The 14256-nt window shown below is 60.8% G+C and carries 14 protein-coding genes and 1 tRNA gene; 6 read left to right on the forward strand and 9 right to left on the reverse strand.

Annotated features, from left to right (window positions below; all coding sequences use genetic code 11):
• From BC363_RS21575 to BC363_RS21595, 5 genes are all read right to left on the reverse strand, one after another.
• Window positions 1-710, reverse strand: a 710-nt coding sequence (locus tag BC363_RS21575; protein WP_065793328.1) for an electron transfer flavoprotein subunit beta/FixA family protein, incomplete at its 3' end; no start/stop codon positions are given.
• 288 nt (window positions 711-998) lie between these two features.
• The gene (locus tag BC363_RS21580; RefSeq protein ID WP_065784910.1) at window positions 999-1793 is read right to left on the reverse strand and encodes a rhomboid family intramembrane serine protease; all 795 of its coding nucleotides are present in this window, start codon (window positions 1791-1793) and stop codon (window positions 999-1001) included.
• A 65-nt stretch (window positions 1794-1858) separates the two neighbouring features.
• Complete coding sequence (locus BC363_RS21585) at window positions 1859-2437, reverse strand: cob(I)yrinic acid a,c-diamide adenosyltransferase (RefSeq protein ID WP_065784911.1); 579 nt, start codon at window positions 2435-2437, stop codon at window positions 1859-1861.
• A gap of 16 nt (window positions 2438-2453) precedes the next feature.
• On the reverse strand, window positions 2454-2657 hold the full coding sequence (locus tag BC363_RS21590) for a twin transmembrane helix small protein (RefSeq protein WP_025424626.1): 204 nt from the start codon (window positions 2655-2657) through the stop codon (window positions 2454-2456).
• Window positions 2658-2680: 23 nt separating this feature from the next.
• Window positions 2681-3514: an SDR family oxidoreductase gene (locus BC363_RS21595; protein WP_065784912.1), complete on the reverse strand. Its 834-nt coding sequence runs from the start codon at window positions 3512-3514 to the stop codon at window positions 2681-2683.
• Window positions 3515-3697: 183 nt separating this feature from the next.
• On the opposite strand from BC363_RS21595, the gene BC363_RS21600 reads away from it, so the two are divergent.
• A complete protein-coding gene (locus BC363_RS21600) occupies window positions 3698-4579 on the forward strand; it encodes a YihY/virulence factor BrkB family protein (protein ID WP_065784913.1) in 882 nt (293 codons plus the stop codon).
• A gap of 6 nt (window positions 4580-4585) precedes the next feature.
• Here BC363_RS21600 and gluQRS read toward each other — a convergent pair whose 3' ends face one another.
• The gene (gluQRS, locus tag BC363_RS21605) at window positions 4586-5476 is read right to left on the reverse strand and encodes a tRNA glutamyl-Q(34) synthetase GluQRS (protein ID WP_065784914.1); all 891 of its coding nucleotides are present in this window, start codon (window positions 5474-5476) and stop codon (window positions 4586-4588) included.
• Window positions 5477-5530: 54 nt separating this feature from the next.
• Here gluQRS and BC363_RS21610 point away from each other — a divergent pair, with 54 nt between their 5' ends.
• Together BC363_RS21610 and BC363_RS21615 are read left to right on the forward strand one after the other, a co-directional pair.
• Window positions 5531-6178 carry a DNA-3-methyladenine glycosylase gene (locus BC363_RS21610; RefSeq protein ID WP_065784915.1) on the forward strand — a complete coding sequence of 216 codons (648 nt, stop codon included), beginning with the start codon at window positions 5531-5533 and terminating at the stop codon, window positions 6176-6178.
• 105 nt (window positions 6179-6283) lie between these two features.
• Window positions 6284-6841 (forward strand): HNH endonuclease, encoded by a 558-nt coding sequence (locus tag BC363_RS21615; protein WP_065784916.1) that lies wholly within the window; start codon window positions 6284-6286, stop codon window positions 6839-6841.
• Between the two features lie 211 nt (window positions 6842-7052).
• Here BC363_RS21615 and BC363_RS21620 read toward each other — a convergent pair whose 3' ends face one another.
• Entirely contained in the window at window positions 7053-7562 is a 510-nt protein-coding gene (locus tag BC363_RS21620) for a disulfide bond formation protein B (RefSeq protein WP_065784917.1), read from the reverse strand.
• A 428-nt stretch (window positions 7563-7990) separates the two neighbouring features.
• Here BC363_RS21620 and BC363_RS21625 point away from each other — a divergent pair.
• The 3 genes from BC363_RS21625 (at window position 7991) to BC363_RS21635 (ending at window position 11397) form a co-directional block, all read left to right on the forward strand.
• Window positions 7991-8075, forward strand: a tRNA-Leu gene (locus tag BC363_RS21625).
• A gap of 255 nt (window positions 8076-8330) precedes the next feature.
• On the forward strand, window positions 8331-9383 hold the full coding sequence (locus BC363_RS21630; protein ID WP_065784918.1) for a hypothetical protein: 1053 nt from the start codon (window positions 8331-8333) through the stop codon (window positions 9381-9383).
• A 364-nt stretch (window positions 9384-9747) separates the two neighbouring features.
• Window positions 9748-11397, forward strand: coding sequence for an AMP-binding protein (locus BC363_RS21635; protein ID WP_065784919.1), 1650 nt, complete (start codon window positions 9748-9750; stop codon window positions 11395-11397).
• A 6-nt stretch (window positions 11398-11403) separates the two neighbouring features.
• On the opposite strand, the gene BC363_RS21640 is transcribed toward BC363_RS21635, so the two are convergent.
• A complete protein-coding gene (locus tag BC363_RS21640) occupies window positions 11404-12678 on the reverse strand; it encodes a GNAT family N-acetyltransferase (RefSeq protein WP_065784920.1) in 1275 nt (424 codons plus the stop codon).
• A complete protein-coding gene (locus BC363_RS21645) occupies window positions 12675-14069 on the reverse strand; it encodes a lipopolysaccharide biosynthesis protein (protein WP_065784921.1) in 1395 nt (464 codons plus the stop codon). The genes BC363_RS21640 and BC363_RS21645 overlap by 4 nt, the downstream gene beginning before the upstream one ends.
• Between the last annotated feature and the right edge of the window lie 187 nt (window positions 14070-14256).

The raw sequence follows: 14256 nt of genomic DNA on the forward strand, positions 1-14256 counted from the left end.
TCGGCCACCGACTTGACCTTGATGCCGGCCTTGCGGCCTTCCGGCTCCTCGGTCTTCAGCACCTTCAGCCGCGCCGTCGTGTCGACGCCGAAATCGGCCGGCGTGTGTCTGTCGAGCGGCTTCTTCTTCGCCTTCATGATGTTGGGCAGCGAGGCGTAACGCGGCTCGTTCAGCCGCAGGTCGGTGGTCACCACCGCCGGCAGCGTGATGGCGATCGTCTGCAGACCGCCATCAACTTCGCGCGTCACCGTCGCGCTTCCCTCACCGATCTCGACCTTGGAAGCAAACGTCCCCTGGGCCCAGCCCAAGAGTGCCGACAGCATCTGGCCGGTCTGGTTGCTGTCGTCATCGATCGCCTGCTTGCCGACGATGATCAGCCCCGGCTGTTCGGCCTCGGCAACACCCTTGACGATCTTGGCAACGGCGAGCGGCTCGACCGGGTCGTCGGTCTCGACCAGGATGGCGCGGTCGGCGCCCATCGCCAGCGCCGTCCTCAGCGTCTCTTCGGCCTTGGCCGGACCGACCGACACGACGACGACCTCGTCGGCCTTGCCGGCTTCCTTCAGCCGCAGCGCCTCTTCCACCGAGATCTCGTCGAACGGGTTCATCGACATCTTCACATTGGCCAGCTCGACACCCGAGCCGTCCGCCTTCACCCGGATCTTGACGTTGTAGTCAACCACCCGCTTGACCGTCACAAGTATTTTCATGGATTCTTCCCTCCAAGAGCTTTCGCAGGAAAATGCGCCTTAACGGAGCCGCCTGATTGTCGGTGGGCGACATCGATACGCGTTTTTTCTCCAATTACAATCACTGTGCATGGCGCTAAATCGATATAATCCCGAGAATTGGAATAACGTTTACGTACACGTAAGAAAGTGACCTGACAAGACCTCTTCGCCGATGCGGTACGAGCGTACTCTTCCTATCGTTCATGGGAGGTCAAGCCCTTGAAATGACGACGAAACCGGTGCGGGTTGGATCTCAAGTCCGCGGTTTCAAGCTGTCGGGCGACCCCAGGGTGTCGGTGGTTTGCGCGTTTCCGGCGTGGGTTGCGGCGAGACGACGACGGACTCCGCCTTGTGTTCGACAGCGCGGGGCGTGACGATCGTGCGGTCGAAGAGCGGGACGCCGCGGCGTCGCAAAATGACCACCAGTACCAGCCCCGCGACGATGCCGCCGACATGGGCGCTCCAGGAGACGCCACTACCGGGATCGACCACAAGCATGAAGAATTGCTGGCCGATCCAGAAGGCGAGCGGAATGGCCGCCGGCAGGGGCAGCGGTAACCGGAAGAACACCAGAACCCAGACACGCACCTTCGGGTGCAGCAGAAAATAGGCGGCGACCACGCCGGAGATCGCGCCCGATGCACCGATCAGCGGGGCTTCCGATGCCGGGTCGAGCAGGCCATGCGCCAAGGCCCCGGCAGCGGCACAGGCGAGATAGAACACAAGAAAGCGAAAGTGCCCGAGCGCATCCTCGACATTGTCGCCGAACACCCAGAGAAACAGCATGTTCATCGCCAGATGCATGAAGCCGCCATGCAGGAAGGAATAGGTGATGAAGGTGAAACCATCAGGCACGATGATCAGCGACGGGTCGAGCTGGGCATAGTCAAAGATGAGCGCCGGGATATAGCCGAAGCCCAGCAACGTCGCGTTGGCGAATTCTTCCGTGGCGATCGGACCGGTTATCAGCCAGACGACGATGTTGATGACGATCAGGCTGATTGTCACATACTGAACCTTGATGTGCTTCAGGGTGTTCCTGTCGTGAAGCGGTATGAACATGCGGTCCCCCGAAGCGTGATCCTACAGTCCGGCGCCGATCTAGACGCGCCATGGAGTCGGAAACGTTATCTGTTTTTCCCGGGAATCCAAAGGACGTCGGCATGTCCCTTGTCGTTTGCCCAGCGGGCTGCGACGAACAGGAAATCCGACAGCCGATTGATGTAGGCGATCGCCTCGCGGCTGACGATTTCGGCCTCGAGCTGGGCAAGCGCCACCATCTGCCGCTCGGCACGTCGGGCAACGGTTCGCGCCACATGGAGCGCGGCGGATGCGGCGCTGCCGGCCGGCAGCACGAAGGAGCGCAGGGGCTGGAGATCGGCGTTCAGCCGATCGATCTCGGCTTCGAGCCAGGTTACCTGCGTGGCGACGATGCGAAGCGGCTCGTATTCCGGCTTCTCGCCGGTGTCGGGGGTCGCGAGATCGGCGCCGAGATCGAAGAGATCGTTCTGGATCCGCATCAAGGCGGCGTCGAGATCGACGGCATCGGCGGTGTGTTGCCGTGCGAGCCCGACGAAAGCGTTGGCCTCATCGACGGCGCCGTACGCGTCGACCCGGAGATCGCTCTTCAGGCGGCGCGCACCGGAGACGAGCCCGGTGGTGCCGTTGTCGCCCGTCCGGGTGTAGATCTTGTTGAGCTTGACCATGGTGTCGTCACGTTCCTCAGGCGGGGCGGCCGCCGCCGGTGATCCATAGCGTCAGCATGATCAATACGATCGCGACTGCCTGCAGCAGTACACGGGCCTGCATCAGCTTGTTGGATTTACTGCTGCTGCCACCCCTCATCATGTTCAAGAGGCCGCGGATCAGAACGATGACGACCAGCCCCATGACAAACAGGGTCAGGCCGGTGACGAAACTGGACATCGAATGCTCCCTTGCGTTTTCACTCAGCCGAGTCGGCCGATAATACGGTAAAACAATGCGGCCGGCAGGAGCTTCTTCAGGAACGCGCCCTGCTTGGCGGGCCTTGTTACAATATAGTGCGGTTTCGGTCTCTTTGCTGCCAGCGCGTGCTTTAGGACTGCATATACGGCTTCTGGTCCGAGCTTGCCTGCGACCGGTTTGCTCTCGCCTTTCAGGCGGCGCATCTGCCGCTCGTACTCGGCGCGGTGGACCGAATTCTTCAGGTCGATGAAGCGCTCGATATAGGTCACCGCATTGGCGGTGAATTTCGAGGCGATCGGCCCCGGCTCGATTAGGCTCACCTTGATGCCACTTCCGGCGAGTTCCATTCTCAGGGTCAGCGACAGCGCCTCGATCGCGAACTTCGATGCGTTATAGGCGCCGCGCCAGCGATAGGGCACGATGCCGAGGATGGAGGAGCATTGCACGATGCGGCCGCTTCCGCGCGCCCGCATCGCCGGGATCACCCGCCGCGTCAGGTCGTGCCAGCCGATGACGTTGGTTTCCAGCTGCAGCCGCAGGGCTTCCGGCGGCAGGTCCTCGACGGCGCCGGCCTGGCCATAGGCGCCGTTGTTGAACAGCGCATCGATACGACCGCCGGAGCGCGCCATTACTGCCTCGACGAGGGCGGCGATCGTCTCCGGCTTGGTATAGTCCATCAGGAAGGTTTCGATGCCCTCGTTTTCCAGGGCGCTTCGGTCCTCTTCGCGGCGCACGGTTGCAAACACCCGCCAACCGTCCGCATGCAGCGCGCGGGCACAATGGGCGCCAATCCCGGATGAACAACCGGTGACAATGATTGTGGGGCGATCGGACATCCTGTCGATTCCTGTAGAAATCCTGCCCCCGTTTCCCATATTCATCGGCGGGATACAATTGAATTGCGCGAGCCCAAACCCGTGTACGTTGTCGCGGACGGATGAGCGTCAATGCCGTGGAACGGCGCCCAAGGACCCGCATGCAAAGGCAGGCGACCGCGGCGCCACTGGGCCGGAGTGGAAATGCCAGCGTTTATTCGCATCATCTGGAAAGTCGTGTTCGATGCGCTATGGCACTTCAGTCTGGACGACGGCTGGGCCATGGCGAGCCATGTGGCGCTTTCGTCCTTGCTTGCCGTCTTCCCCTTCCTGATTTTCGGTACGGCGCTCGGCAGCTTTCTTGGGGCCGATCAGTTTGCCGAGACCGCGGTTCACCTCATTTTCGACGCCTGGCCGGAGTCGATCGCCACCCCGATCGCCAACGAGATCGTACAGGTGCTGACCATTCCGCGCGGCGGCCTGCTGACCGTTTCGGTGCTCGCAGCCGCCTACTTCGCCTCGAATGGCGTCGAGGCGCTGCGGGTGTCGCTCAACCGCGCCTACCGGGTGACGGAAAGCCGCTACTGGTACGTGACGCGCCTTGCCAGCCTCGGGTTCGTGATCGCCGGGGTGCTGATCCTTGCGGCGCTGAGCATTATTCTCGTTGCCGTGCCGCTGGCGCTTCGCTATGCCGGCGAATGGCTGCCCTGGCTCGACGGCGTGCTGGCGACCGTCGACAACTGGAGCTTGCCGCTGGCACTGGTCGTGGTGACGGGGGGGCTGTTTATGTCGCACCTGTGGCTGCCGGATGGTCACCGCAAGGTCGTCGACGTGTTGCCGGGCATTTTTCTGACGCTGCTCTGCTGGACGATCGGCGGCTACACCTTCGCCTATTACCTCTCGACCTTTGCGACCTATGTCTCGACCTATGCGGGTCTGGCCTCGATCATGATCGTGCTGGTGTTCCTCTATATAGTCGCGGCGATCTTCATCATCGGCGCCGAGATCAATGCCGCGATCCTTAAATATCGGGTCAAGCGCATGGTGCGGCGCAGTTTCCAGGGCGTGCGCACGACCGAGGACTAAGTTCGCTTAGAGGATCAGGGCACGGATGTCGGCCGGCGACCGGCCAGCCTCGCGGAAGGCTGAAATACCGGTGTCCCGATTGCTCTTGGAAAGCTTCCGGCCGTCGGCGCCGAGCAGCAGGCGGTGATGGTGGTAGTTGGGTTCGGGCAGATCCAGCAGCCGCTGCAGCAGGCGGTGCACGGCGGTTGCGTGATAGAGGTCGCGTCCGCGCACCACATGGGTTATGCCTTGCAGCGCATCGTCGACGACAACAGACAGATGGTAGCTCGACGGCGCGTCGGAGCGCGACAGGATGACGTCGCCCCAGGCGGCAGGATCGGCCTTTATGGTGCCCGTCTCTCCATCCGGTCCACTGCCGGTTTCCTGCCAGACGAGGGGAGGTCCACCGGCCGCAAGCACCGCCTTTTGCATGTCCAGCCGCCAGGCATAGGGCTTGCCGCCTGCGATGATGGCGTTGCGCGCACCGGTCTCCAGATCGCGCTCGCGCCCGGGGTAGAGCGGTGTGCCGTCCGGATCGCGCGGCCAGCTCCTGCCCTCAGCTTCAGCATTGGCAACCGCCGCCTTGATCTCGCCGCGCGACAGGGCCGAGGGATAGACGAGGCCCATATCGTTCAGCCGCCGGAGCGCGGATGCGTAAAGGTCGAGATGGTCCGATTGCCGGCGCACTGGCCGTTCCCACTCAAGCCCGAGCCAAGCGAGATCGCTAGAGATCGCGGCCTCGAATTCCGGACGGCAGCGCGTCCGGTCGATATCCTCGATGCGCAGCAGGAACCGCCCTCCCGATGCGCGCGCCATGTCGTGGTTGAGCATCGCCGACAGCGCGTGGCCCAGATGCAGAAGGCCGTTCGGACTCGGTGCAAAACGGAAAACAGGTTGTGCGGATGACGTGTCTGCCATCGTTTCCCTTTGGCATGGAAGCGGTATAAAAATCATCCGCTTTTTGGAGGCGCCATGCGGATCATCCGAACACATGAGGACATCGAGGCGGGCCTTGCTGGTCTGGTGATGCTAGACGCCCGTCTCGAGCATGTCGTGGCCAGGGCCGGGCCCGTGCCGCTCAGACGAACCGACCCCGGCTATCGCGGTCTTGCCAGCATCATCGTGTCGCAGATGGTGTCGAAGGCAAGCGCTGCGGCGATCTGGAAACGCATGGAAGTGTCGCTCGGTGAGATCACCGCGCCTGCCGCCCTGACACTCAGCGACGAGGATTGCCGGACGATCGGGCTTTCCCGCGCCAAGGCCGACGCGCTGAGGCGGGTGGCACAGGTGGTTGTTGCCGGCGAGATCGACCTCGACGCGATTTGCAATGTCGAAGCCAAGGAGGCGATCCACGAGCTGACGACCATCAAGGGCGTCGGGCGCTGGACAGCGGAGGTCTATCTGTTGTTTTGCGCCGGGCATCCGGATGTCTTTCCATCCGGCGATGTCGCGTTGCAAAACGCGATCAGCCACGGTCTCGGTCTGGAGTTGCGCCCGACCGCCCGCGAGATTGATTCGCTGGCCGCGTCATGGTCGCCTTGGCGCAGCGTCGCGGCACGTCTGTTCTGGGCCTATTACGCGCAAGAAATGCGGCGGGATGCTGTTCCTGTGACGTCTTGAAGGAAAAAGCGAATCCGCTGTTCGTTTTTCTTTCCGGCTTCACAATCCTGTTGCAACGGGCCTAATATAGAAGGTGCAGATGCCGAATCGATCAGGAGAATACGCTTGACGATTGCAGTCTCACCGCAGGCCTTGCCGGCGCTCGTCTTGAACGCTGACTATCGGCCGCTGAGTTATTACCCCTTGTCGCTCTGGTCCTGGCAGGACGCGATCAAGGCCGTCTTCCTTGACCGTGTGATTATCCTCGCGGAGTACGAGCACTCGGTCTCCTCGCCCAGCTTCTCGATGCGGTTGCCCAGCGTTGTTTGCCTCAAGAGCTACGTGCAGCCGTCGCGTCATCCGGCGTTCACCCGGTTCAACGTCTTCCTGCGCGACAAGTTCGAATGCCAGTATTGCGGCACGCCCGACGATCTGACCTTCGACCATGTGGTGCCGCGGGCCCATGGCGGCCAGACAACCTGGGAAAACGTCGTTGCGGCCTGCTCGCCCTGCAATCTGCGCAAGGGCAGCAAGCTGCCGAAGCAGGCCGGCATGTTCCCGCACCAGAAGCCCTATCACCCGACGGTGCAGGACCTGCACAACAATGGCCGGCTTTTCCCGCCGAACCACCTGCATGAAAGCTGGATGGACTATCTCTACTGGGATGTCGAACTGCAGCCCTGAGGCATCTCGGCCATGTGGACGACGGCAGGCCGAGAGCGGAGTTACGGCGCCGCGCGTCAAATATGACGCGCAAAGGTCGCAGTAACACTTTGAGTTACTGCATAATTCCTTAAATCGATTCCGATTTAAGGAATTATGCAGTATTGCGCACGCCGCTTAGTTCATTGTCACGCGGCCATCTCCTGAAGGCAGGCCGTTTCAGTCTCGGGGATCAGGCCTTCGCAGCGCCGCGCAAGGCGATCGCTGCAAAGATCAGGCTGGCAATCACATTCCAACCGGCAAAGGACAGACCGAGCACCCGAAGCGCCGCCTCAGAGCAGGACGGGGCGTGCTTGGAATCGAGATCGCCCAGCAGGTCGCCGACATTCGACGATACGCCCTGCGCCGTCGTCGCGCAGGTCGACGGACCCTCCCATAAGCCCCATTCCGCACCCGAGTGATAGACGCCCATGCCCGCACCGACGAGCATCAGGATGCCGATCGCCAGAAGCAGGCTGCGCGTCGTCCAGGCCGGCAGCCGCAAGGCACTGGTGATAACAGCCAGAATACCGAGCGGGATGCCGTAGTAATAGGGATCGCGCTGCAGCAGGCAAAGCGCGCAGGGGATGTACCCGCCAAGGTGTTCGAAACCGAGCGCGCCGCCAACGGTCGCCGCCATGCCGAGTGTGACGAGAACGGCGATGAGCAGGTGATGGCGGGAAGCGGTGGAAGCGTCGATCATGCGTACCTCACGCTGGAAAGCATAACGGATCTGTGTCCGGCATATGCTGCATTGCAACTAAATATGGCCTTCTTAGGTGCGACGGCACCCGCTGTAAATCACGTCCTCTGCGTCACCTTTGCACGCTTTCGTGATTGCCGCTCCGCTACTGCATAATTCCTTAAATCGGATTCGATTTAAGGAGAAAATCATGCAGCGAGTTTAAAGCGTTACAGCGTCCTTTGCGCGTCATATTTGACGCGCGGCGCTGTAAGCCGCATCGCGACCTTTCGGCATCGCTTGCCGCCCTTTGCGTTCCTGTTTTTTGCGCATGTCGTAATCGCAAAACCGCTGCACAGTTTTGCGCGACATGTATTCGTTGAAAATGATGGTTGACCGCGGCAAAAACCTTCGTGTAAATCCCAGCCGCTGATATCTTACATCCCTGAGCCCCATTGGCGGAATTGGTAGACGCGCTCGACTCAAAATCGAGTTCCGAAAGGAGTGCTGGTTCGACCCCGGCATGGGGCACCACTACTAAAAACCAACGCTGTTTTTATTGAGCTTTTTCGCTGTTTTTGTCCCACATTTTCGAACCTCGAAATGTGTGGGATAAATCTGTTCGTCTTTTGTGCGCCGATATGTGCTCGTACAAGCGCTCCTGCCGAAGGGAATTAGGGCGCTTAACCGAAACAAAACAAAGGGTGTTGACCGGAGGTTGCAGAGTGTTGCTCAACCTCAGATTAAATACTAGGTGTGTTGCGTCAAATCTGGCGCAAGGCGAGGACGATGCGGTTTCAAGACTGGTTAGACGATAATCATCCCAAGTTTAGGAGCCTAACCGCATCTGTGGAGCTTACCATACGAAGCCTGCTGAAGGACGCAGGAATACCATTCCTCACGGTTTCCGGAAGAACAAAGTCTCCATCAGATTGTTTATCGAAGGCGAAAAGAAAGAGCTACAAAGATCCAGCCCTTCAAATGACGGACATTTCCGGGATTAGAGTAGTTGTATACTTTGATTACGACATCGAAAAAGTTTCTGATATTATTAAGAGCAATTTCTGTGTCGACGTTTCGAATAGCCGAAACAAAGATGAACTTCTGTCGATTAACGAGGTGGGCTACCGCTCAGTCCATTTTGTTTGCGACCTCGGTGCTGATAGAGCGCGCCTTCAGGAAAACAAAAGACTTGAGGGGCTCAAGTTTGAAATCCAGATCCGGACGGTTCTTCAGCACGCATGGGCTGAGTTGGCTCACGACAGAAATTATAAATTTAATGGCAAGCTTCCCCAGCATATCGAACGAAAACTTTTCTTGTTGGCGGGCCTAATGGAGACTGCTGATAATGGTTTTAGCGACCTTTCAATAGAGATAGATAGCTATATTGAGCATGTATCGAAAAGCGCATCTGAGGGAAGTTTAGAGATTGATTTGAATGTCCTGAGTATAGAGCAGTTCGTCAGGCAATGGGCGTCAAAGAATAACTTTAAACTTGAGGGTGATTACAGAAGGGAAGGAGTTTCCGAGCTAATGCGTGAGTTGAACGCATTTGGGGTGAATAATCTCGACGAACTTAGTAAGATTATACCAAAAGATTTTGCTTCGAAATTTCCAGGACCCACGACAATACTCGGTGTTGTCCGTGATTGGATGATAACATCTGATCTTGAGCGTTTCGTAAGTCAGGTTAGCGTCGAATGGGAGATCACTCCCGAAGACATCGAGGTGTACGAGCGTTTTCTCACGCCTGTGCAGATAGAGCTTCTTCAAGCACACACCGGTGTTGATTACGGTGGTATACTTGACGACGACGATGATGATCACGACGCGACGGAGTGAGGCCCAATCGAATACCGGCGGCGTCCATGCTGGGAGCTAACGATCCTCCCCGGGAACGAGCTTGTGCATCGCGCTTGCCGCCATCTGTTTGCGGCGCGCTTTCATGTCAGCTAAACATGTGGTTCCCGTAGAGCCGCCTTTCATCGCCCATGCCGCTCACATCGCCGTTGATTTGTCGCGGACTTCCGATTCGGATCCGGCAACACACAGAATGACCTTTTTGTTTTTATCCCAGGCGCCCATCTCCGGGTCAGCAATCCCGGCTGCGGCGCAGGTTGGTCGGCACCCTTGCCGCCCCGGTGATTGAACAACGGCGGGCGAAAATGTTAGGTGCGGTGCAGCAGAAATCTGTTGCGGCGGGGCCATGTTACCGACAATCGAGAATTACGACGAACTCTACGGCGCATTCCGGTGGCAGATCCCCGCGAAGTTCAATATCGGCGTTGCGGTGAGCGACGCCTGGGCCGCAAAAGCGCCGGAGCGCATCTGTCTTCAGCATTTCAGCCCGGATGGCGCCCATCGGACGCTGACTTACGGCGCTTTCTCTCGGCAATCCTCCGCTTTCGCGCGCGGGCTCGAACGCCAGGGGGTCAAGCCGGGAGACCGGGTGGCGATCCTGTTGCCGCAGGGGTTCGAGGCTGCCATTGCGCACGCGGCCATCTACAAACTCGGCGCGATCGCCCTGCCGCTCGCCTTGCTCTTCGGGGTCGAGGCGCTGGAGTACAGGTTGGCAGATGCCGGTGCCGCGGCAATCGTCACCAATGCTTTTGGCCACGAGCGCGTGGCGGCCATCCGCGAGCGGCTGCCGGATTTGCGGCTGGTCGTGCTGGCTGGAGCCGAAGGCGTTCCCGGCACGCTCGGTTTCACCGACCTTGCCTCAGGCGATGCTGACGGCTTTGTCGCGGCGGATACCACGCCTGACGATCCGGCATTGATGATCTACACTTCGGGAACGACCGGGCCGCCCAAGGGCGCCCTGCATGGGCACCGGGTGCTGCTCGGCCACCTCCCGGGGTTCCAGTTTCACCATCATTTCCTGCCGCAACCGGGCGACCGGATGTGGACGCCTGCGGACTGGGCCTGGGCCGGCGGATTGTTGAACGCGCTGCTGCCCTCGCTGCTGCTCGGCGTTCCCGTGGTCTCGTCGCCGGCGCAGAAGTTCGATCCGCACACGGCTTTTCGGATCCTCGAAGAGATGGACGTGCGCAACGCCTTCATTCCGCCGACAGCATTGCGGCTGATGAAGGCGGTCGACAGGCCGCGCGATCGATACCGTCTCAATCTGAGGACCGTCGGTTCCGCCGGCGAGGCGCTCGGGCGCGAAACCTTTGAATGGGCCAGGGCAGCACTCGGCCTCGACGTCAGCGAGTTCTATGGCCAGACGGAGTGCAATATCGTCATTTCGTCGGCCGCCGATCTCGGTGTTGTCAAGCCGGGCGCGATGGGCAAAGCGGCGCCGGGCCATCGGGTGGCGATCATCGACGGCGATGGCCGCGAATTGCCGGCCGGAACCGTCGGACAGGTGGCGATCAAGCGGCCAGACCCGGTGATGTTTCTTGGCTACTGGAATAACGAGACGGCAACCAACGCGAAATTCATCGGCGACTGGATGACAACAGGCGACCAGGGCGTGATGGATGCGGAAGGCTATTTCACCTTCTTCGGGCGAGATGACGACGTGATCACGTCTTCGGGCTATCGCATCGGCCCGGGAGAGATCGAGGACTGTCTTGCCGGCCATCCGGATGTGCAGCTTGCTGCGGCCGTCGGAAAGCCCGACGCGCTGCGCACGGAAATCGTCAAGGCCTATGTCGTTTTAAGACCGGGTATCGCTGGCGACGACAAGACGGCTCAGTCCATCCGCGAATGGGTGAAGACGCGGCTGTCGATGCACGAGTATCCCCGGGAGATCGCCTTTGTCGACAGCCTGCCGTTGACGACGTCGGGCAAGGTCATTCGCCGGATCCTGCGCGAGCGGGCGGCGGCGGAACCGCCGCATTCGCCCACCGACTGAAACAGGTCAGCGCCCGGCGAGCGCCTTGATCTTTTCCCGCAGCATCCGCGCCATGTTGCGGGTGTTGCGGTAAAGGTGCAGCTGTGCGGCGACCTGCCGGACGTCGCGGTCGCGGGTCTGCTGCAGGCCGATCACCAGCGTGCCCATCTCTTCGCGCTCCTGCCAGAAGCGGCTCATGATCGGGTGGTCGGGAACGGCACAGGAATCGGAGCGGGCGATGTTGGCGTCATCGAGATGCCATTCGGTCAGTTCCGCCAGCAGCAACTTGCCGGGCGAGAACTTCGCGTAGCGCTCGTCGTAGGCCGTCTTCCACGTATAGGCCTCGCCGGACATCAGGAATACGACCATGGAGGCGATCGCCTTGCCGTCGAGATCGAGCGTGTGGATGCGGACGCTATCGGCCTCGGCGAGATTGGTGATCGCCTCGCGGGCAAAGGCCGCGCGGAAGCGGTCGAGCACCATGGCGCTGCGTTCGCGGCCCTTCCAGCCGGACGCTTCCAGCGCAAGGAACTCTTCCATGCGAATGCGGATCTCGCTGGGCTGGCGTGCGACCGAATAGGCAAGCTGCCCGCGCTTCTCCAGCTGGTCCCACTGGCGCCGCAATTCGCGGAAATGCGCCGGGCTGATCGATTTCTTCAGATAGGTCGGGCCGTCAAGCAGGCTCTCGAGCATCGGCCGGCTGAACGTGTCGGTCACCGTCAGCGGCAGATTCCGACCGATGGCGACGGCGCGCGCCAGCTGCGCGAATTTGCCCTTCAGGCGTACGTCCGGCAGCACCAGAACCCGGGGCAGGGTTGCTGATGGATTGGTCAGGGCTTCGAACAGGTTGTCGATCGTCTCAGCCGCATCCTCGGCATCGAGCAACGGCACGCCAAGCGGGCCGAACGGATTGGACCAGGCGCGGATGATCGGGGCGCCGATGGAAAAGCCGGGTTTCTCAATCGAGAACGGCATCAGGAAACGCATGCGGCTGCGGCGTTCATCGTTATCGCGGATGATGGCGAGCCGGATCACGCGCTCCTCGAGCCGGGGCATTGCGGGTGCCAGGAAGCGGCCGGTGAAGAACACGTTCGGCTCGAGCGCCCGGTTCGACAGGAAGTCGAGCTCACGCTGCAATTCATAACCGGCCTTGGCCGGGTAGATGGCAAGATGTCGTCCGGGCCGCCCGACCGCAAGCATGTGTTCTGCCTGTGGATGGGGGTGGCCCATCGGCGCCAGCCCGCCAAGAATGCGGGCCGCCCTGTCGTCTGCGTCACCGGGAAGATTGGTATTGCCGATCATGGATGGATCGCCCCGTTGTTGTCATGGTTCGGACGCCCGCTTGCGAGAGCGAAGAGCGCGAAACCGAAGGTGCGCCTTACGGCGAAATGAAGCAGCATAGCCTCGACGAACATAGCACCGGCGGTTGCAAATGCAGCACCGGTCAATCCGAAGAGAGGAATGAGGCTCAGGTTAAGCGCGATGTTGGCCACCAGTGCGCCAGCGTAAAGGATCACGCAGAGCGTCTGCTGACCTGCCATCGTCAGCAGGATTTCGGCAGGGCCGATGAAAGCCTTGGCCATGATGCCGGCAAAGAGGATGGCCATTAGCGGCAAGCCGCCGACGAAAGCAGGGCCGAAGAGCGAAAGCAGGAAGGGACCGGCAAGCAGGACCATGGTCCCGAGCAGGAGCGATGGCCAGAATGCCCAACGCGCACTGTCGACGGCGATGTCTGCCAATTGCCTGCGGTCGCGGGCGGCCATCGCGACCGCGATACGGGGGCCTGCCGCTGCCTTGACCGAGAACATGACGAAATGCACCAGTGCCATCGTCTTGGCGGCGGCGAAATAGACGGCGACATCATCGGGTTTGAGATAGAAGCCGACGATGACCACGTCGGAATTGGTCAGCAGGAAGCCGAAGCCGTCGATCAGGAAGATCGGGACCGCGACCTGGAGCCATCGTCCCATTTCGATCCGAAGCGGCCCACTGACATAGCGCGAACGCAGCCGCCAGGTGAGGACGAGAAACTGACTGATGGTCGTCGCATAGACGGCGGCCATGGCTGCCACCATGGCGGTGCGCGCCGTGTGCGGCGCGCCCATCATCGTTGCCAGCACCATGAAGGCGAGCACCAGCAGAGGGCGAATGATGAAGGTGGGGCTCATGGCCGAGAGCGGCCAGCCGTGCGCGCGCGCGGTGCCGTCCATCACATCGCCAAGCGCGATCATCGGTAGGATGAACAGACCGAGATAGAGCGGAACGAGATAGTAGCCCTCGATCCGGTCGGCGAAGAGCCACAATCCCAGAAATCCGACGAGGGCAAGCGTGCTTGCCGACACGAGGGCAAAGACCCGGGCGGTGGTCGTCAGGCCACGAATTTCGGCCAGCGCCGACGTCGCCTGGTACTCGGGCAGGAAGCGGATCACGGTCGAATGGAAGCCGATGCAGGACAGGTTGCCGAACAGGATCACCAGCACCCAGACGAAGACGAAGATGCCGTATTCGAACTCGCCCATCAGGCGCGCGAGAATGATCTGGGACAGGAATGCGATCGCGGCGCTGAGGATGCGGATGACGAAGGCGACCAGCGCCATGCGCCGCGCCGTATTCTTCGGGTCCTGTTCGGTCAGGGCGGCGATCAGCACGCCGATCAGCGGAGACAGGCGGTGTCGCAGCGCCGACGGCAGCATTCGTCCGGCTGTTTGACATACCGCCATGAACACGAGAACACCCTGAGATTACGCAATACAGGGCTTAGTTGTGCCAGATCAGCGTTAACAAACGGTTCAACCGGGTGCTTTGCACGAGGGAGGGCCTCGATCAGACGGTCTCGGCTCATCGGCTGCGAAGGCCCGGGGGCGGGTGGCAAAGCGGGCG

The organism is Ensifer sp. LC384, from assembly GCF_001695865.1.
GTDB lineage: Bacteria > Pseudomonadota > Alphaproteobacteria > Rhizobiales > Rhizobiaceae > Ensifer.